This is a genomic window from Cellulosimicrobium cellulans (assembly GCF_024124905.1).
Classification (GTDB): Bacteria; Actinomycetota; Actinomycetes; order Actinomycetales; family Cellulomonadaceae; genus Cellulosimicrobium; species Cellulosimicrobium cellulans_G.
Genome location: NZ_JAMXST010000005.1, coordinates 110,422 through 127,984 on the forward strand (window position 1 = coordinate 110,422; position 17,563 = coordinate 127,984).

At 72.3% G+C, this 17,563-nt stretch carries 17 protein-coding genes; 6 read left to right on the forward strand and 11 right to left on the reverse strand.

The window, feature by feature from the left end:
- Positions 1 to 7 precede the first annotated feature (7 nt).
- From NHH00_RS15685 to NHH00_RS15695, 3 genes are all read right to left on the reverse strand, one after another.
- Complete coding sequence (locus NHH00_RS15685; protein ID WP_253053958.1) at positions 8 to 1,330, reverse strand: aspartate kinase; 1,323 nt, start codon at positions 1,328 to 1,330, stop codon at positions 8 to 10.
- 133 nt (positions 1,331 to 1,463) lie between these two features.
- The gene (locus tag NHH00_RS15690; protein WP_253053960.1) at positions 1,464 to 2,351 is read right to left on the reverse strand and encodes a formate/nitrite transporter family protein; all 888 of its coding nucleotides are present in this window, start codon (positions 2,349 to 2,351) and stop codon (positions 1,464 to 1,466) included.
- A gap of 112 nt (positions 2,352 to 2,463) precedes the next feature.
- Positions 2,464 to 3,174: a TetR/AcrR family transcriptional regulator gene (locus NHH00_RS15695; protein ID WP_253053962.1), complete on the reverse strand. Its 711-nt coding sequence runs from the start codon at positions 3,172 to 3,174 to the stop codon at positions 2,464 to 2,466.
- Between the two features lie 257 nt (positions 3,175 to 3,431).
- On the opposite strand from NHH00_RS15695, the gene NHH00_RS15700 reads away from it, so the two are divergent.
- The 6 genes from NHH00_RS15700 to NHH00_RS15725 all read left to right on the forward strand — a co-directional run bounded on the left by NHH00_RS15700 (position 3,432) and on the right by NHH00_RS15725 (position 11,685).
- Positions 3,432 to 5,957, forward strand: coding sequence for a beta-glucosidase (locus tag NHH00_RS15700; protein WP_253053964.1), 2,526 nt, complete (start codon positions 3,432 to 3,434; stop codon positions 5,955 to 5,957).
- Between the two features lie 120 nt (positions 5,958 to 6,077).
- Positions 6,078 to 7,748 (forward strand): ABC transporter substrate-binding protein, encoded by a 1,671-nt coding sequence (locus NHH00_RS15705; RefSeq protein ID WP_253053966.1) that lies wholly within the window; start codon positions 6,078 to 6,080, stop codon positions 7,746 to 7,748.
- A gap of 78 nt (positions 7,749 to 7,826) precedes the next feature.
- Entirely contained in the window at positions 7,827 to 8,717 is an 891-nt protein-coding gene (locus tag NHH00_RS15710; protein WP_253053968.1) for an ABC transporter ATP-binding protein, read from the forward strand.
- Positions 8,717 to 9,520, forward strand: coding sequence for an ABC transporter ATP-binding protein (locus NHH00_RS15715; RefSeq protein ID WP_253053970.1), 804 nt, complete (start codon positions 8,717 to 8,719; stop codon positions 9,518 to 9,520). Before NHH00_RS15710 ends, NHH00_RS15715 begins: the two co-directional genes overlap by 1 nt.
- 5 nt (positions 9,521 to 9,525) lie before the next feature.
- Entirely contained in the window at positions 9,526 to 10,509 is a 984-nt protein-coding gene (locus NHH00_RS15720; RefSeq protein WP_047232284.1) for an ABC transporter permease, read from the forward strand.
- Positions 10,510 to 10,512: 3 nt separating this feature from the next.
- The gene (locus NHH00_RS15725) at positions 10,513 to 11,685 is read left to right on the forward strand and encodes an ABC transporter permease (protein ID WP_253053972.1); all 1,173 of its coding nucleotides are present in this window, start codon (positions 10,513 to 10,515) and stop codon (positions 11,683 to 11,685) included.
- Between the two features lie 140 nt (positions 11,686 to 11,825).
- Here the strand turns inward: NHH00_RS15725 and NHH00_RS15730 are convergent, their stop codons facing one another.
- From NHH00_RS15730 to NHH00_RS15765, 8 genes are all read right to left on the reverse strand, one after another.
- Positions 11,826 to 12,590, reverse strand: a complete 765-nt coding sequence (locus NHH00_RS15730; RefSeq protein WP_253053974.1) for an ABC transporter permease — start codon at positions 12,588 to 12,590, stop codon at positions 11,826 to 11,828.
- The gene (locus NHH00_RS15735) at positions 12,587 to 13,417 is read right to left on the reverse strand and encodes an ABC transporter ATP-binding protein (protein ID WP_253053977.1); all 831 of its coding nucleotides are present in this window, start codon (positions 13,415 to 13,417) and stop codon (positions 12,587 to 12,589) included. Before NHH00_RS15735 ends, NHH00_RS15730 begins: the two co-directional genes overlap by 4 nt.
- A 30-nt stretch (positions 13,418 to 13,447) precedes the next feature.
- Entirely contained in the window at positions 13,448 to 14,290 is an 843-nt protein-coding gene (locus tag NHH00_RS15740) for a DUF4097 family beta strand repeat-containing protein (protein WP_253053979.1), read from the reverse strand.
- Between the two features lie 73 nt (positions 14,291 to 14,363).
- The gene (locus tag NHH00_RS15745) at positions 14,364 to 14,906 is read right to left on the reverse strand and encodes a histidine kinase (protein ID WP_253053981.1); all 543 of its coding nucleotides are present in this window, start codon (positions 14,904 to 14,906) and stop codon (positions 14,364 to 14,366) included.
- Between the two features lie 101 nt (positions 14,907 to 15,007).
- Positions 15,008 to 15,823, reverse strand: a complete 816-nt coding sequence (locus NHH00_RS15750) for a TSUP family transporter (protein WP_253053983.1) — start codon at positions 15,821 to 15,823, stop codon at positions 15,008 to 15,010.
- Positions 15,824 to 15,917: 94 nt separating this feature from the next.
- Positions 15,918 to 16,487, reverse strand: coding sequence for a DUF5063 domain-containing protein (locus NHH00_RS15755; protein WP_053371787.1), 570 nt, complete (start codon positions 16,485 to 16,487; stop codon positions 15,918 to 15,920).
- 15 nt (positions 16,488 to 16,502) lie between these two features.
- Complete coding sequence (recR, locus tag NHH00_RS15760) at positions 16,503 to 17,102, reverse strand: recombination mediator RecR (RefSeq protein ID WP_253053985.1); 600 nt, start codon at positions 17,100 to 17,102, stop codon at positions 16,503 to 16,505.
- Between the two features lie 67 nt (positions 17,103 to 17,169).
- Complete coding sequence (locus NHH00_RS15765; RefSeq protein WP_253053987.1) at positions 17,170 to 17,562, reverse strand: VOC family protein; 393 nt, start codon at positions 17,560 to 17,562, stop codon at positions 17,170 to 17,172.
- Between the last annotated feature and the right edge of the window lies 1 nt (position 17,563).

A 17,563-nucleotide genomic window follows, 5' to 3' on the forward strand; every position in this document is an offset into this window, starting at 1 on the left:
CGTCCTCTCAGCGGCCGGTGCCGGCGTAGACGACGGCCTCGCCGTCGGCGGCGTCGAGCTCGAACGCGGTGTGCACGGCGCGCACCGCGTCGTCGAGCGAGTCCTCGCGGGTGACGACCGAGATGCGGATCTCCGAGGTCGAGATCATCTCGATGTTGATGCCCGCGTCGCGCAGCGCCCCGAAGAGCTTCGCGGAGACGCCCGGGTGCGACTTCATGCCCGCACCGACGAGCGAGAGCTTGCCGATCTGGTCGTCGAACTGCAGCGAGTCGAACCCGATCTCGCCCTGCAGCGCGGACAGCGCCGACATCGCGGCCGGCCCGTCGCCCTCCGGCAGCGAGAACGAGATGTCGGTCAGGCCCGTGCGGGCGGCCGACACGTTCTGCACGATCATGTCGATGTTCACGCCCGAGCCGGCGACGACCTCGAAGATGCGCGCGGCCGTCCCGGGGACGTCGGGCACCCCGACGACGGTGATCTTGGCCTCGCTGCGGTCGTGCGCGACGCCGGAGATGATCGGGTCTTCCATGACGGTCTCCTCGGGAAGGTCTGCAGAGCTGGGGGCGGCACCGACGGCGGGCTGCGGCGCGGAGTAGGCGTCCGCGCTGACGAACGTGCCGTCCTTGCCGCTGAACGACGAGCGCACGTGGATGGGCACGCCGTACCGGCGGCCGTACTCGACGCAGCGCAGCGCGAGGACCTTGGCCCCGCTCGCCGCCATCTCGAGCATCTCCTCGTACGTGATGCGGTCGATCTTGCGCGCGCTCGGGACGATGCGCGGGTCGGCCGTGAAGATGCCGTCCACGTCCGTGTAGATCTCGCACACGTCGGCGTCGAGGCCGGCGGCGAGCGCGACGGCGGTCGTGTCCGACCCGCCGCGGCCGAGCGTCGTCACGTCGTTCGTCGACTGCGTGACGCCCTGGAAGCCCGCGACGATCGCGACCTGGCCGCGCTCGATCGTCTCGCGGATGCGGTGCGGGACGACGTCGACGATGCGCGCCTTGCCGTGCACGGCGTCGGTGATGACGCCCGCCTGCTGTCCCGTGAAGGACTTCGCCTTGACGCCCAGGCTGTTGATCGCCATCGCGAGCAGCGACATCGAGATGCGCTCGCCCGCGGTGAGGAGGATGTCCATCTCGCGCTGCGGCGGGAGGGGGGTGACCTGCTGCGCGAGGTCGATGAGCTCGTCCGTCGTGTCGCCCATCGCCGAGACCACGACGACGACGTCGTGCCCGGCCCTCTTGGTCTGCGCGATGCGCTTGGCCACGCGCTTGATGCTCTCGGCGTCGGATACCGACGAACCGCCGTACTTCTGCACGACAAGTGCCACGTGCTGCTCCATCTGTCGCCGGCCTCCGTCTCTCTCAACGGCCCGCCGGGTGCTTGTGGGTCGATCGATGATACGCACGCGTCCCGCCGTCCGGCCAAGCCCGTCCCGCCATGCGGGCCCGGGCGGCGCGGCGTCAGCCCGCGCGGTGGCTCCGGTCGAGGGGCGCGGTCGCGCGCCGGATCGCCGGCATCGGGAGCACGACCGGTCCCGAGGTCGCGACCGTCGAGGGCGCACCCCGCCCGGCCTCTCGCACCGGGCCGGCGACGACGACGTAGGCGAGGCCGACGACGAGGGCGCCGCCGACGAGGTTGCCGAGACCGACCCAAGCGATGTTGCGGGCGAAGTCGGCCCACGTCGTCGCGCCCAGGTCGCCGAGGAGACCGAGCGAGAAGGTCGTCATGTTGGCGACCACGTGCTCGAAGCCGGAGGCGATGAACGCGAGGATCGCCCAGAACAGGACGATCGCCTGGCCCGCCTCGGAGCGCAGGCGACCGCAGGCCCAGATCGCGGCGCACACGAGGAGGTTGCACAGGACGCCGCGGAAGAAGAGCTCGCCGCCGGTCTCGTGGGCCTTCGCCCGCAGCATCGACGCGACCATCTCGCCCGCGGGCGCGTTGGAGTGCAGCACCCCGGCCTGCGTGACCGCGAACGCGAACAGCATCGAGCCGGCGAGGTTGCCGGCGAGGCACAGCCCGAGCGTGAGGGCGGCGTCACGCACCCGGACGGCGCGCGTCGCGACGCCCTGGGCGAGGATCATCATCGCGGAGGTCGCGAGCTCGGCCCCGGCGAACACGACGAGGGTCAGGGCCGCCGCGAACACACCCCCGGCGACGAGCCGCTCCCCCGGCGACCCGGCCGCGAGGAAGGGGCCGGCCGTCGCGACCATGAGCACGACGCCGACGCCGATGTACGCGCCCGCGAGCATCGCGGCGACGAGGTAGCGCGCCGGGCGTCTCGCCGAGCCGACCTTCTTCCGGGCCGCCTCCGACTGGGTGGTCAACGCCTGGGCGAGGGTCTGCACGACCTCGATCCTCGCCGTCGCCCGTCGCGCCGACCAGGGCCTGTGGTCCGCGACCCTCCGGGACCGAAGGACCGCGGCCGCGGGACCGCCCGGAGCGCGACGCCGGCCGCCGTCAGGCGGTCGCCGCCTCCACGGGGAGGTCGACGTCCACGGCGTCCGCGGCGCCGCTCTCCGTCGTCGGCACCGGGACGGCCCCGAGCGGGGACGGGCGCGGGTCGAGCACCGCGGAGACGATCGCCTCGATGGCGAACTCGCTCGCCTCGCCGAGCTCGACCTGCGTGGGGTCGAGGAGCCACTGGACCTGGAGGCCGTCCATGACGGCGAGGATCGACGCCGACGCGTGCCGGACGCTCGCGGGGACCGCGACGCCCCGCTCCGCGCACAGCGCCTCGAACGCCTCCACGGCCTCGCTGCGCAGCGTGCGGTACCGACCCTCGAAGAAGGCGCGCGCGGGGTGGTCGTCGGTCACGGACTCCGCGGAGAGCACGGCGTACGTCTGCACGATCCCGGCGCGCTGCGCGTTGAGGAACGCCGTGCGGACCAGGTGGCGGAACATGTCGATGCCGCCCGGGATGTGCTGCCCGTCGAGGCCGGCGACGTCGCTCTCGTCGCGGTAGCGCAGCACCTCGAGGAGGAGATGGTCCTTGGACCCGAAGTGGTGGAGGATCCCGGCGTGGGTCATGTCGACCTGCTCGGCGATCTCCGCCAGGGGGCCGTTGTGGTAGCCCTTGCTCCCGAAGGTCGCCATGGCGGCCTTGAGGATCTCCTCGCGGCGCCGGAGGGTCTCCTCCCGCACGCGGGGGCGCCGCCTGCTCGTGGTCATCGCCTCGTCACTTCCTCGTCGTGGTGCCCGGTGCGCCACGGTCGGCGCCGACGTCGGCGCCCCGGCACCGAGCACGTCCTCGGTCCGTCGCCGTCCGGGGTGATCCTACGCACGCGGCAGCGCCTCCGAGCCCCGTTCTCGGCAAAGGTCACGGTGAGATATCGATCTGACCTGGGGAAACGCAGATTCTTGCCAACTTACTGACTGCACGGTAAGTTCTCCGCTCGACAGACGACTCGACGACGAGGAGCACGTACGTGACATCGCAGTCCCTCGCGGGAGAGCGCGACCCCGCGGAGCTCGCCACCCTGCGCACCCGTGCGCAAGGGCTGCCCCTCCGCGAGAAGGTCCGCCTCCTCACCGGCCGGTCCATGTGGCGCCTGCACGCCCAGGACGAGCTCGGGCTGCGCCCCGTCGTCATGTCCGACGGCCCCGTCGGGGTCCGCGGCACGAGCGAGGTCGAGGGCGAGACCTCGATCCTCTTCCCGTCCCCCAGCGCGATCGGCGCGACGTGGGACCGGGCGGTCGCGCACGAGACCGGGCAGGCGTTCGCCCGTGAGGCACGCACGCACGGCGTCGACGTCGTCCTCGCGCCCCAGGTCAACATCCAGCGCACGCCCGTCGGCGGCCGGCACTTCGAGTGCTACTCCGAGGACCCGTACCTCACCGCGCAGATCGGCACCGGCGTCGTGCGCGGCCTCCAGGACCAGGGCGTCGCCGCGTGCGTCAAGCACTACGTCGCCAACGACTCCGAGACCGAGCGCACGTCGTACGTGTCGCACGTCGACCCCCGCGTCCTGCGCGAGGTCTACCTCGCGCCGTTCGAGGACGCGGTCGCGGCGGGCGCGTGGTCCGTCATGGCGGCGTACAACCAGGTGGACGACGGCGTGGAGTCGGGTCCCATGACCGGGCACCGGCACCTGCTCACCGACGTCCTCAAGGACGAGCTCGGGTTCGACGGCGCCGTGGTCTCCGACTGGGTGGCGACGCACACGACCGAGCTCTCCGCGAACGGCGGCCTCGACGTCGTCATGCCCGGCCCGGGCGGCCCGTGGGAGGACGCCCTCGTCCGCGCGGTCGAGGAGGGCCGCGTCCCCGAGAGCGAGATCGACGACAAGGTCGCGCGCATCCTCCTGCTCGCGCGCCGGGTCGGCGCGCTCGACGAGCCCGCCCGCCCCGTCACGCACGACGGCGACCTGCGCGCGCTCGTGCGCCGCACCGCCGCCGCCGGCACGGTCGTCCTGCGCTCGGACGTCGCGAACCCCGTGTGGGACCGTCCGGCACCGCGGTCGATCGCGCTCGTCGGCCCCAACGCGGTGCGCCCGCACGTGCTCGGCGGCGGCAGCTCGACCGTGAACCCCGCGCACGTCGTCACGCCCGCCGAGGGACTGGCCGCGCGCTGGCCCGACGCCACGCTCACCGTCGCCCGCGGCGGCGACGCGCGCCGGTTCGCCCCGCGGCTCGACGTGGAGGGCCGCAGCGCCGACGGCGCCGCCGTCGCGATGACCTGGCTCGACGCCGAGGGCGCGACGCTCCGCAAGTCCGTCCTGCCCCGCTGGGACGGGTTCCTGCGCGACCTGCCCGCCGAGGTCGACACCGTCGTGCTCGACGTCGACGTCCTGCTCGACGAGCCCGGGGACCACGTGCTCGAGGTCGGCACGGTCCCGGGTCACACCATCGAGATCGACGGGGTCGTCGTCGCGGAGGACGACCGCCGCTCGGGGGTCGAGGTCATCCTCGACTCCTCGATCAACAACCCGGCGGGCGTCCCCACGACCGTGCACGTCGACGCGCCGCGCCGCGTGCGGATCACGGCGTCGCTCCTCGTCACGCGCGCCCAGGGGTACGGGAACATCGTCCGCGCGGAGCTCCGCCACCGCGTCCCGGCGCCGAGCGTCGAGCAGGAGATCGCCGACGCCGTCGAGGCGGCCCGCGCGGCCGACCTGACCGTCGTCGTCGTCGGGACGAACGAGGAGGTCGAGTCCGAGGGCTGGGACCGCACGTCGCTCGCGCTGCCCGGCCGTCAGGACGAGCTCGTCGAGCGGGTCCTCGACGCCGACCCGGACGCGGTCGTCGTCGTGAACGCGGGCGCCCCTGTGCTCCTCCCCTGGCTCGACCGCGCGCGCACCGTGCTGTGGGTGTGGTTCCCGGGCCAGGAGGCCGGGCACTCGATCGCGGACGTCCTCGCGGGCGTCGTCGAGCCGGCGGGCCGCCTCCCCTGGACGCTCCCGGCCGACGAGGCCGACGTCCCCGTCCCGCACGCGGTCCCCGACCAGGGGGTCGTCGAGTACGCCGACGGCGTCCACGTCGGCTACCGCGCGTGGGAGCGCTCGGGCGCCGTCCCCGCCGCACCCTTCGGGCACGGGCTGGGCTGGACGACGTGGTCGTACGACGCGTCCGGCGAGCCTGACCATCTCCCCGCCCGCACGCCCGACGGCGACGCGACCCTCACGGTCCGCGTCACCAACACCGGGCACCGCGACGGCCGCGAGGTCGTCCAGGTCTACGTCGAACCCCCGGTCGCGCCCGCGTCGGCCCCGGTCGCCGAGCGCGACCGTCCGGTCCGCTGGCTCGGCGGGTTCGCCGTCGTCGACGTCGCCGCGGGGACCTCCGCCGACGTCACCGTGACCGTCCCCCGCCGTCAGCTCGAGGTGTGGGACACCGACAGCGGACGCTGGCACCTCCCGGCCGGGACCTACCGGCTCCGGGTGGGGCGTTCCGTCCACGACCTCCGCCTGGACACCGCGGTCCGGGTGCAGGAGAGCACCACGGAACAGGAGTAGCCGGACCGCGGTCCACCCCGGGCGACCCAGCGCCCCACGCAGTTCTCACGCAGTACTCACGCATGCTCGACCGCCCCGGCACCGCGCCGGGGACGAAGTTCCCTCGAAGGAGAGAGATTCATGAGGTTGAAGGCCTCCGCGATCGCCCTCGGCATCGCGACAGCACTCGTGCTGACCGGCTGCTCGTCGTCCGGCGGCAACGACGACGACAGCACGACCAGCTCCGGCGAGGGCGCCGCCCTCACCATCGCCAAGCCGGACGGAGCGATCGCGACCGAGTCGAACAACCCGTGGATCGGCGACTCGTCCGCGCTCAAGCTCGGCTACGTCAACGCGATCTACGAGCCCGTCGGCATCGTCAACGTCGTCAACCCGTCGGACGAGATCCGCCCCTGGCTCGCGTCCGAGATCACGTGGTCGGAGGACTACACGTCGGTGACGCTCACGACCCGCGAGGGCGTGAAGTGGAGCGACGGCAAGGACCTCACGGCCGACGACATCGCGTACTCGTACCAGATCCTCGTCGACACGCCCGAGCTCAACACCGCGGCGCTCGACATCACGGACGTCGCCGTGGACGGCGACAAGGTCACCGTCACGTTCGGCACGCCGATGTTCGCCAAGCAGGACAAGGTGCTGCACCGGTTCGTCGTCCCGAAGCACGTGTGGGAGGGCGTCGCCGACCCGACGACGGAGACGAACCCCGACCCCGTCGGCACCGGCCCCTACACGCTGACGAGCTTCAGCACGGAGAGCGTCCAGCTCGACGCGCGCGACGACTACTGGGGCGGCGAGCTCGCGGTCCCGACGCTGTACTACGTCTCCTACAACGACAACAGCGCCCTGACGACGGCGCTCGCCAACGGCGACGCGGACTGGGCGCAGGCGTTCCTCCCGAACGTGCAGTCGGCGTTCGTGGACAAGGACCCGGAGCACAACGTGTACTGGGCCCCCGCCGGCCTCGGCATCGACGCGATGTTCGTCAACACGACCAAGAAGCCGTTCGACGACGTCGCGTTCCGCCAGGCCGTGAACATGGTCATCGACCGCGAGCAGCACCAGCAGATCGCCCGCGAGGGCGGCGTCCCGCTGCTCACCTCCGTCACGGGACTGCCGACCCCGGCCGGCGACCCGTTCATCTCGGACGAGTTCGCGGGCGAGGAGTACGAGGTCGACGTCGAGGGCGCCAAGAAGGTCCTCACCGACGCCGGGTACACGTTCGAGGGCGACACCCTGATCGACCCCGACGGCGAGCCCGTCACCTTCCAGCTCAGCGTCCCGCAGGGCTGGAACGACTACGTCACCGGCATCAGCCTCATCGCGGAGTCGGTCAAGGCGATCGGCGTCGAGGCCACGGTCGACACGCCCGACTCGGACTCGTGGTGGGCCGCCAAGGGCACTGGCGACTTCGACGCGATCCTGCACTGGACCGAGACCGGCGCGACGCCGTACGACATCTACAGCGACACGATGGACGCCCGCTGGCTCAAGCCGGTGGGTGAGGCCGCGGACTACAACTTCGGCCGCTTCGACAGCCCGGAGGCCACGGCCGCCCTCGACGCGTACCTCGCGGCGACGACGGACGAGGACCGCGCGACGGCCATCGCCGAAGCGCAGAAGATCTTCGTGGACCAGGTCCCGGTCATGCCGATCGGCACGCGCCCGTTCATCACGGAGTTCAACACGCGCAACTACGTCGGCTGGCCGAGCGACGACGACCCGTACATCAACGCGGACCCGACGCAGCCGACCGCGGTGCTCATCCTCACCCAGCTCAAGCCGGCCGAGTGAGGTCACCGAGGCCCGCGCGGCGCACGCCGCGCGGGCCTCGGTGCGGCCCAGCCCCCCGCACAGAAACAGGTAGGACGAGTGAACACCGAACCCCTGCTGACCGTCTCGAGCTTCAGCGTGGTCTACGACGTCGACCCGCCGGTCGAGGCCGTCAGCGACGTCTCCCTCACGCTGCACCGCGGGGAGATCCTCGGCCTCGCCGGCGAGTCCGGCTGCGGCAAGACGTCGCTCGCGTACGGCATCCAGCGGCTGCTCAAGCCGCCGGCCGTGATCCCCTCGGGATCGGCGATCTTCCACGACGAGTCGGGCGAGGACGTCGACCTCAACGCGCTCGACGACGACGCGATGCGCCGGTTCCGCTGGGACAAGGCGTCGATGGTGTTCCAGGGGGCGATGAACGCGCTCAACCCCGTCGCGACCATCGGCAAGCAGCTCGGCGACGTGTTCGAGACGCACCGCCCCCGCATGAGCAAGGCCGAGCGGACCGAGGAGAGCGCCCAGCTCCTCGACCTCGTCGGCGTCGGGCGCGACCGCCTGCGCTCCTACCCGCACGAGCTCTCCGGCGGCATGCGCCAGCGCGTCATGATCGCCATGGCCCTGGCGCTCAAGCCCCAGCTCATGATCATGGACGAGCCGACGACGGCGCTCGACGTCCTCGTGCAGCGCGAGATCCTCCAGCAGATCTCCGACCTGCGGAAGCAGTTCGGCTTCTCGGTCATCTTCATCACGCACGACCTCCCGCTGCTCCTCGAGATCTCCGACCGGATCGCGGTCATGCGCCAGGGCCGGATCGTCGAGCTCGACACCGCGTCGAACATCTACCACCACGCCCAGCACGAGTACACCCGCAAGCTCCTCGGCTCGTTCCCGAGCCTCACCGGAGAGCGGGGCGGGTTCGTGCGTGGCCGGTCGGAGCCCGCGGCCACGGCCGCGAGCACGGCCACGACCAGCGCAGGAGGCCAGGCCTGATGACCACCCTCGAGTTCTCGCACGTCAGCAAGAAGTATAAGGTCCGGGGCTCCGGCGACCTGCTCGCGCTCGACGACGTCAGCTTCACGCTCACCTCGGGGCGCACCATCGCGCTCGTCGGGCAGAGCGGCAGCGGCAAGTCGACGATCGCGAAGATCCTCACGCAGCTCGAGCGCGCCACGTCCGGCGAGATCCTGCTCGACGGCGCCCCCATCCCCCGCCGGGGACGGGCGCTGCGCCGCTACCGGCAGCAGATCCGCATGGTCTTCCAGGACCCGTTCGCGTCGCTCAACCCGTACCACACGATCCGCCACCACCTCGAGCGCCCGCTGCGCCTCGACCACGTGGTCCCGAAGGACGAGATCGACGCCGAGGTGCACCGCCTCCTCGACCGCGTCCACCTCGACGGCGGCGTCGTGGAACGCCGCCCGCACGAGCTGTCCGGCGGTCAGCGCCAGCGCGTCGCGATCGCGCGCGCCCTCGCGTCGCGCCCGTCGCTGCTCATCGCCGACGAGCCGGTCTCGATGCTCGACGTGTCGATCCGCCTCGGCGTGCTCAACCTCCTCGCCGAGCTCCAGCGCGAGGCGAACCTCGGGGTCCTCTACATCACGCACGACCTGGCGACCGCACGCCACTTCAGCGACGAGATCATGGTCCTGCACCACGGCAAGGTCGTGGAGCACGGCCCGGCCGACGACGTGATCCTCGACCCCCAGCACCCCTACACCCGCGCGCTACGCGATGCCTCGCCCAACCCGGAGGTCCACTTCTCCGGCACCGGCCCCGCATCGTCGAGGAGCTGATCCCGTTGCGATTCTTCGCCCGCCGCACCGCCTTCTACCTGTTCACCGCCTGGGCGGCGATCACGATCAACTTCTTCCTGCCCCGCATGATGAAGGGCGACCCGGTCTCCGCGTACCTCGCGAAGAACCAGGGGAAGATCAGCCCCGAGGCGGCCGAGTCGTTGCGCACCCTCTTCGGGCTCGACGACGGTCGGTCGCTGTTCCAGCAGTACATCGACTACTGGGGCCTCATGCTCAGCGGCGACCTCGGTCGCTCGTTCTCCAAGGGGCTCGCCCCCGTGGGCGACGTGATCGCGGCCGCCCTGCCGTGGACGCTCGGGCTCGTCGGCATCGCGACGATCCTCAGCTTCTTCCTCGGCAGCGGCCTCGGTGCGATCATCGGCTGGCGCCGCGGAAGCAAGGCCGACGCGATCGTCCCCATCTCGACGTTCTTCTCGACCGTCCCGTACTTCTGGATGGGCCTCATCGCCATCGCGGTCTTCTCGAGCATGCTCGGCTGGTTCCCGGCGTCCCACGCGTACAGCAAGGGCGCGTCGCCCGAGTGGTCGTGGGAGTTCGCCTGGGACGTGATCCAGCACGGCACGCTGCCCGCCCTGACCATCGTCGTCGCGTCGCTGGGCGGCTGGGTGCTCGGGATGCGGAACATGATGATCACCGTCCTCGACGAGGACTACGTGACGGTCGCCCAGGCCAAGGGCCTCCCGCCGCGCAAGGTGCTCACGCGCTACGCGTCGCGCAACGCGGTGCTGCCGCAGCTGTCGAGCTTCGCGCTCTCGCTCGGCTTCATCGTCGGCGGCACGCTCGTCATGGAGCTCGTCTTCTCCTACCCCGGGGTGGGCAAGCTGCTGCTCGACGCCACCAACGCGAAGGACTACCCGCTGATGCAGGGACTCTTCCTCGTCATCACGCTCTCGGTCCTCGTCGCGAACATCCTGGCGGACGTCGCCTACGCCGCCCTCGACCCGCGCACGCGTCAGACGGAGGCCTGAGCCATGACGTCCACCACCACGACCGCGGCGAGCGAGACCACCGCGCCCGCGACCCCGCCGGCCGCCTCGGGCGGCTCCTCCGGACGCGGCCTCGCGAGCCGCGCCGGGGCGTCGTTCGCGATGTTCCGCAACGGCAAGTCGCTCACCGGCCTCATCATCCTCGGCGTGTTCACGCTCGTGGCGATCTTCGGCGACCTCCTCGCGCCGTACGGCCCGCTCGAGAAGGACTTCACCGCGCTCAAGCAGCCGCCGTCCGCGCAGCACCTGCTCGGCACGACGCACATGGGCGAGGACGTCCTCAGCCAGATCATCTACGGCACGCGGGGCGTGCTGGTCGTCGGGTTCGTCTCCGGCATCATCGCGACGCTCGTCGCGGTGATCGTCGGGGTGACCGCCGGGTACATCGCGGGCTGGCGCAGCGAGTCCCTCTCGGCGCTCACGAACGTGTTCCTCGTGCTCCCGGGCCTGCCGCTCATGATCATCGTGGCGTCGCAGCAGGAGAACCCGAGCCTCCTCCTCGTCTCCACGGTGCTCGCGATCACGGGCTGGGCCTGGGGCGCGCGCGTCCTGCGGGCGCAGACCCTGTCGCTCCGCAACCGGGACTTCATCCAGGCGGCGCGGGCGAACGGCGAGCCGATCCACCGCATCATCGCCGTCGAGATGCTGCCGAACCTCACCGCGATCATCGCGTCGAGCTTCGTCGGCACGGTGACCGCGGCGGTCCTCGGCCTGACGACCCTCGCCTTCATCGGGGTCATCCCCATCACGAACCTCAACTGGGGCACGATCCTCTTCTGGGCCCAGCAGAACGGCGCCTTCCCCGACTACTGGTGGTGGTACGTCCCCGCCGGCCTGTGCATCGCGCTGCTCGGCATGGCCCTGTCGCTCATCAACTTCGGCATCGACGAGTACGTGAACCCGCGCCTGCGGTCCGCCGGCGAGCGGGCGCGAGCGATGCGCAAGAAGGGCTACAAGGTCTCGAGCGGGATCACGACCGTCGCCGACCGCCCCGACCTGCTGGCGGGGAGCGTCACCCCGCCCCCGCCCGACGCGCCGCACGTCGACCTGCCGGGCGCTCCGGTGCACGGGGACGACATCGGCGCCGTGGCGGAGGCCGACCAGGCGACGGGCGGCCCGGACGTGATCCCGGCCGGCCGGCCGGAGCGCTTCGCGTAGCGGGCGTCGCACAGACAGGTGAGGGGCCGTACCACGGCCCCTCACCGGCAGACGGTCCCGGCACGGGACGCCGTCCGCGCCACGCCCCTGGTGCGGACGGCACGCCTCCACCCGTGCCGGGACCGTTCGCGTCCCTCGGGTCAGCGCATCTTGCGCCGGTAGATCGCGACGGCCCACGCGTAGGCGACGACGAGGATCCCGACGAGCCACGCGAGCGCGACCCAGATGTCGGAGCCGACCGGCTGCCCGCCGAACAGCGCGCGCAGCGTGTCGACGATCGCGGTGACCGGCTGGTTCTCCGCGAACCACGCGACCGGGCCCGGCATCGTGTCCGTGGGGACGAACGCGGAGCTGATGAACGGCAGGAAGATCAGCGGGTAGCTGAACGCCGAGGCGCCGTCGACCGTCTTGGCCGAGAGCCCGGCGACCACCGCGAGCCACGTCAGGGCGAGCGTGAACAGCACGAGGATGCCCAGCACGGCGAGCCACGCGCCCACCGACGCGTCGGTGCGGAACCCCATGAGGAGCGCGACGCCGACGACGATCGTCACCGAGACGAGGTTCGCCACGAGCGACGTGAGCACGTGCGCCCACAGGACGCTGGACCGCGCGACGGGCATCGACTGGAAGCGCTCGAAGATGCCGCCCTGCAGGTCGAGGAACAGCCGGTACGACGTGTACGCGACGCCCGAGGCGACGGTGATGAGCAGGATGCCGGGCAGCATGTAGTCGATGTACGACCCGGCGGCGCCGGTGTCGATCGCGCCGCCGAGGACGTAGACGAAGAGCAGCATGAGCGCGATCGGGGTGACGGCGGTCGTGATGATCGTGTCCGGGCTGCGCAGGATGTGGCGCAGCGAGCGGCCGGTCAGGACACGGGTGTCGGCCAGGACGTGCGTGGTCATCGGAGCTCCTCTCCGGCGGGCTGGGCGCCCTCGGTGGTCGTCGGGGTCGTGGGGTCCTCGCCGGTCGCGCCGACGAGGGTGAGGAACACGTCCTCCAGGGACGGCTGCTTCTCGACGTACTCGACCTGCGCGGGCGGCAGGAGCGCCTTGAGCTCGGCCAGGGTGCCGTTCTGGATGATGGTGCCGCGGTGCAGGATCGCGATCCGGTCCGCGAGCTGCTCGGCCTCGTCGAGGTACTGCGTGGTGAGCAGCACGGTCGTGCCGCCCTGGGCGAGCTCGCGCACCGTGGCCCAGACCTCGATGCGCGCCTGGGGGTCCAGACCGGTCGTCGGCTCGTCGAGGAAGATGACAGGCGGGTCGCCGATCAGGCTCATCGCGATGTCGAGGCGACGGCGCATCCCGCCCGAGTAGGTCCCTGCCCGGCGCGAGCCCGCGTCCGTGAGCGAGAAGCGGGCGAGGAGGTCGTCCGCCACCTGACCGGGGTGCTTCAGGTGGCGCAGGCGCGCGACGAGCACGAGGTTCTCGCGCCCGGTGAGGACCTCGTCGACCGCGGCGAACTGCCCGGTCAGCGAGATCGACTCCCGGACCTGCCCGGGCTGCTCGACGACGTCGTACCCGTGGACGCTCGCAGCGCCCGCGTCGGGCGTGAGGAGCGTCGACAGGATGCGGACGAGCGTGGTCTTGCCCGCCCCGTTGGACCCCAGGAGCGCGAAGATGCTCCCGCGTGCCACGTCCAGGTCGACCCCACGCAGCACGTGCAGGTCGCCGAACGACTTCTCGATGCCTCGGACCCGCACCGCGGGCTCGAGCGTCTGGTCGACTGACATGTCCAGGTCTCCGTCTCTCTCAGGTGGGGTTCAGGGCCGGCGGACGACGACGTCGCCGAAGCCGGTGCTCGCGTGGATCTCCGCGGTGGCCTCGTTCTCGACGGGCCCCTCGGTCGGGGTGAGGTGGTTGCGGACGCTGCCGTGCTCGGAGCTCGCGTCGAGGAACGCGGCCGTGCCCTCCGGCACGCCCACGTCGATCGAGCCGAACGACGTGCTGAGCGTGACGCTGCCGGACTCCAGGCGGTCGACCCGGATGCCGCCGTGGGCGGACTTGGCGGTGAGCGTGCCGAGCACCCGGGCCACGGCGATCTCGCCGTGCGCGCCCTGCACGGCGAGCGTGCCCGTCACGGCGCCGACCGTCGTCGTGCCGTTGCTGGCCTTGATGGTCCCGTCGCCGGCGATCTCGCTGATGCGCACCGAGCCGGCGCTGACCTTGACGTCCGCGGCGCCGGCGACGCGGCCGACGACGACGGACCCCGCCGAGGCCTTGAGGGCCAGCCGGTCGACGTCCTCGAGCCGGACGTCGGCGACGGAGAGCGTCATGTCGACGTCCCCGAGCGAGCCCTCGGTGTAGAGGGTGCCCGCCTTGCCGCGGAGGTCGGATCCGGCCGGGAGCTCGACGGTGATGTCGGCGGTCCCGGCCGCGAACGGCAGGACGAACTGCTTCCACGAGCCGGGGTACAGGATCGTGACGGCGTCACCGTCGCGGTCGACCCGGACGTCCTGGGCCGCGCGGACGCTGCCGGACTTCGAGGGGTCCGTCGGCAGGACCGTCACGACGACGTCGTCACGGTCGCCGGCGACGACGTGCAGGTTGGCGAAGGGCACGTCCACGACGACCGGGACGGGCTGGGAGGCGGGGAAAGTGGGCATGACGGAGCTCCAACGGTGGTGTCGGTGTGGTGTCAGCGGATGGTGGGAGGGGCGGGCGCGCGGACCGGAGCGGTCAGCGCACCCAGCCGGTGACGCGGGCGGAGCCGCGCGGCTGCGGGCGGGCCTGCGCGGCCGGGCGCCCGGTGGACTGCTCGAGCGCCGCGGCGACCGCGCGCACGAGCCACGTGTTGACGGAGACGCCGTCGCGGGCGGCGGCGGTCTCGGCCTGCGTCTTGAGGTGGTCGGGCAGGCGCAGGGTCGTGCGGGTCGTGGCGCCGGACTCGGCGTCGACCGGCGCCGCGGCGGGGGTCGGCGCGGACGCCGGAGCGAGGCCGTACGCCGGCTCACCGGGAGCGCTGGGCGGGGCCGCGGAGGCCGGGGCGGCGACCACGAACTCCGGGGCGCCGCCCCGCAGCCGCACGTCGACCGACCCGGGCGCGAGCTCCGCGGAGATCTCTCCCGCCGCGGCCGAGAGCGCGTCGAGCAGGACGAGCCGCACGGCCGCGTCGAGAGGAGCGGTCAGCCGCTCGGCGAGCCGGCGGCCGTCGTCCCCCGCGGCGTCCGCGGCGGCGGCGAGGCGGTTCTGGAGGTCGTCGACATACGGGGTGAGGTCCATGACGCCATCATGGCACCACGAGTGGTGTCATGACAACCCCTGATGGCAACATTTCGACACCACGTGACACCAGACAGGTCTCCGCGCTGGTCAGCGTGGTGTCAGGAGCGCAGGTCGGTGACGACATCGGAGCCGAGCTTGAGGATGAGCGCTCCCACCACGACCACGAACACCACGCGGACGAACGCGCTGCCCTTGGCCACGGCCATGCGCGCCCCGACGTACGCACCGAGCAGGTTCGCCGCGCCCATGAGCAGGCCCAGGCCCCACAGCACCGCGCCGTACGGGACGAAGAAGATCAGCGCGCCCGCGTTCGTCGCGAAGTTCGCGATCTTCGCGAGCGCCGACGCGGGCAGGAACGCGTACCCGAGGATGCTCACGAGCGCGATGACGAAGAACGTCCCGGTGCCCGGGCCGAGGAGGCCGTCGTACGTGCCGATGACGAGGCCGATCCCGGCTGCGGCCCAGCGGTGGCCGTTGCCCTCCCAGCGCAGGTTCGTCGCGTGCCCCAGCTTCGGCTTCGCGATCGTGTAGGCCGCGACCCCGACGAGCACCACGAGGATGATCGGCTCGAACAGCTCCGCCGGGATGCGCGACGCGAGGGCGGCGCCGCCGATCGCGCCGACCAGCGCCGCGAGCGCCATCGGACCGGCCGTCCGCAGGTCGGGGCCCACCCGCCGGTAGTACGTCGCCGCGCTCACCGAGGTGCCCATGATGCTCGCGAGCTTGTTCGTCGCGAGCGCCTGGACCGGGCTGATGCCGGGCACGAGGAGCAGCGCGGGGAGCTGGACCAGACCCCCGCCGCCGACGACGGCGTCGATCCACCCCGCCGTCAGGGCGGCGAGGACGAGCAGGAGGACGGTCACGCCGTCGATCTCGAGCCCGCCGGAGACCGGGAGGGAGAAGGCGGGCAGCACTCCCTAGTGGTACCACAGCGCCTCGGTCGCGGTGGTCCTGCGTCCCGGTCGTGCGCATCCGGTCCGCCGGACGGGCATCGAACCGCGACGTGCGTCAGGACTGGAGGGCGTCGTACTCCGCCTCGGCCGCGACGTCGTCCTCGACGTCGAGGCGCAGGTGCGCGAGCGCGAGCTGCAGCACGCGCAGCGCGCTCGCGGCGCGCTCCCCCCAGAGCGAGACGTAGGAGAACTGCCACCACCACAGGCCCTCGAGCTCGCGGCCGCCGTCGTAGTGCTGGAGGCCCTTCGCGAGGCACTCGGCGACGCACGCGAGGTCGCCCGAGAGGGACGCGGCCCCGACCTCGGCGCCCACGAGCGGGTCCGTGATCTCGGCGTAGTCGTCGAACCCGTCGAAGAGCTGGGAGAGGGCCGTCCGCAGCGGGTCCACGTCGGTGTCGCGGCCGGCGTCGGGCTCGAAGCGCTCGACCGGGACGACGTCGCCCATCGCCCCGAGCCGTGCGCCCGCGGCGAGCGCGTCCGACAGCGCGAGCAGCAGCAGGGGCAGCACGGCCCCGGGTGCGGCCCCCGACGCGACCTGCGTCGCGGTCGTCAGGAACGCGCGCGCCTGCGCGGCCATGCCCTCGGCGATCTCCCGCAGGTCGGGGTCGTTCTCGATCTCCCCCATGCTCGTCACCTCTCGTCAGCCGCCGACGAGACGTCGGCCCTCGAACGCCCGGCCGAGCGTCACCTCGTCCGCGTACTCCAAGTCTCCCCCGACCGGCAGCCCGGACGCGAGGCGGGTCACGCGCAGGCCCATGGGTCCGAGCATGCGCGCGAGGTACGTGGCCGTGGCCTCGCCCTCGACGTTCGGGTCGGTCGCGAGGATCACCTCGGTCACCTGGCCGTCGGCGAGGCGCGCCATGAGCTCGGCGATCCGCAGGTCGCCCGGACCGACGTTCTCGATCGGGTTGATGGCGCCGCCGAGCACGTGGTACCGACCGCGGAACTCGCGCGTGCGCTCGATCGCGACCACGTCCTTGGGCTCCTCGACGACGCAGATCACCTCGGGCGACCGGCGCGGGTCCGCGCAGATGCGGCACTGCTCGGACTCCGCGACGTTCCCGCACGTCTCGCAGAAGCGCACGCGCGCCTTCACCTCGGTGAGCGCGTCGGCGAGCCGGCGCACGTCGACCGCGTCGGCCGCGAGCAGGTGGAACGCGATGCGCTGCGCGCTCTTGGGCCCGACGCCGGGAAGCCGGCCGAGCTCGTCGATCAGGTCCTGGACAGCGCCTTCGTACACGCCCCCAGCCTACGGGGCGCGGCCCACACGACCGGCCTGCCCGGTCGAGGCAGGACGGCCGGGTCGGTCAGGACGCGACGATCTCGACCTCGAACCCGTCGACGTCCTCGAGATAGGCGGCGTAGTGGTCGTCTCCGCCGGCGAACGGGTGGCGGTCGCCGAACAGCAACGACCACCCGTGGTCGCCGGCCCGCAGGACCAGCTCGTCCACGTCAGCGCGCGAGCCGCCGCGGAAGGCGAGGTGGTTCAGGCCCGGCCGCAGCCGGTCGTGCTCCCCGGACGCGAGCACCGGGCTCTGCTCGACGACGACGTACGTCCCGCCGAGTCGCCAGGACCGGCCGTGCTCCCATCGCTGGTGCAGCGCGTACCCGAGCTCGGTGAGCAGCCAGCCCCAGGAGCGCTCCGCCCGGGCGAGGTCCGGCACCCAGAGCTCGACGTGGTGGAGGCCGCCCCGGCTCACG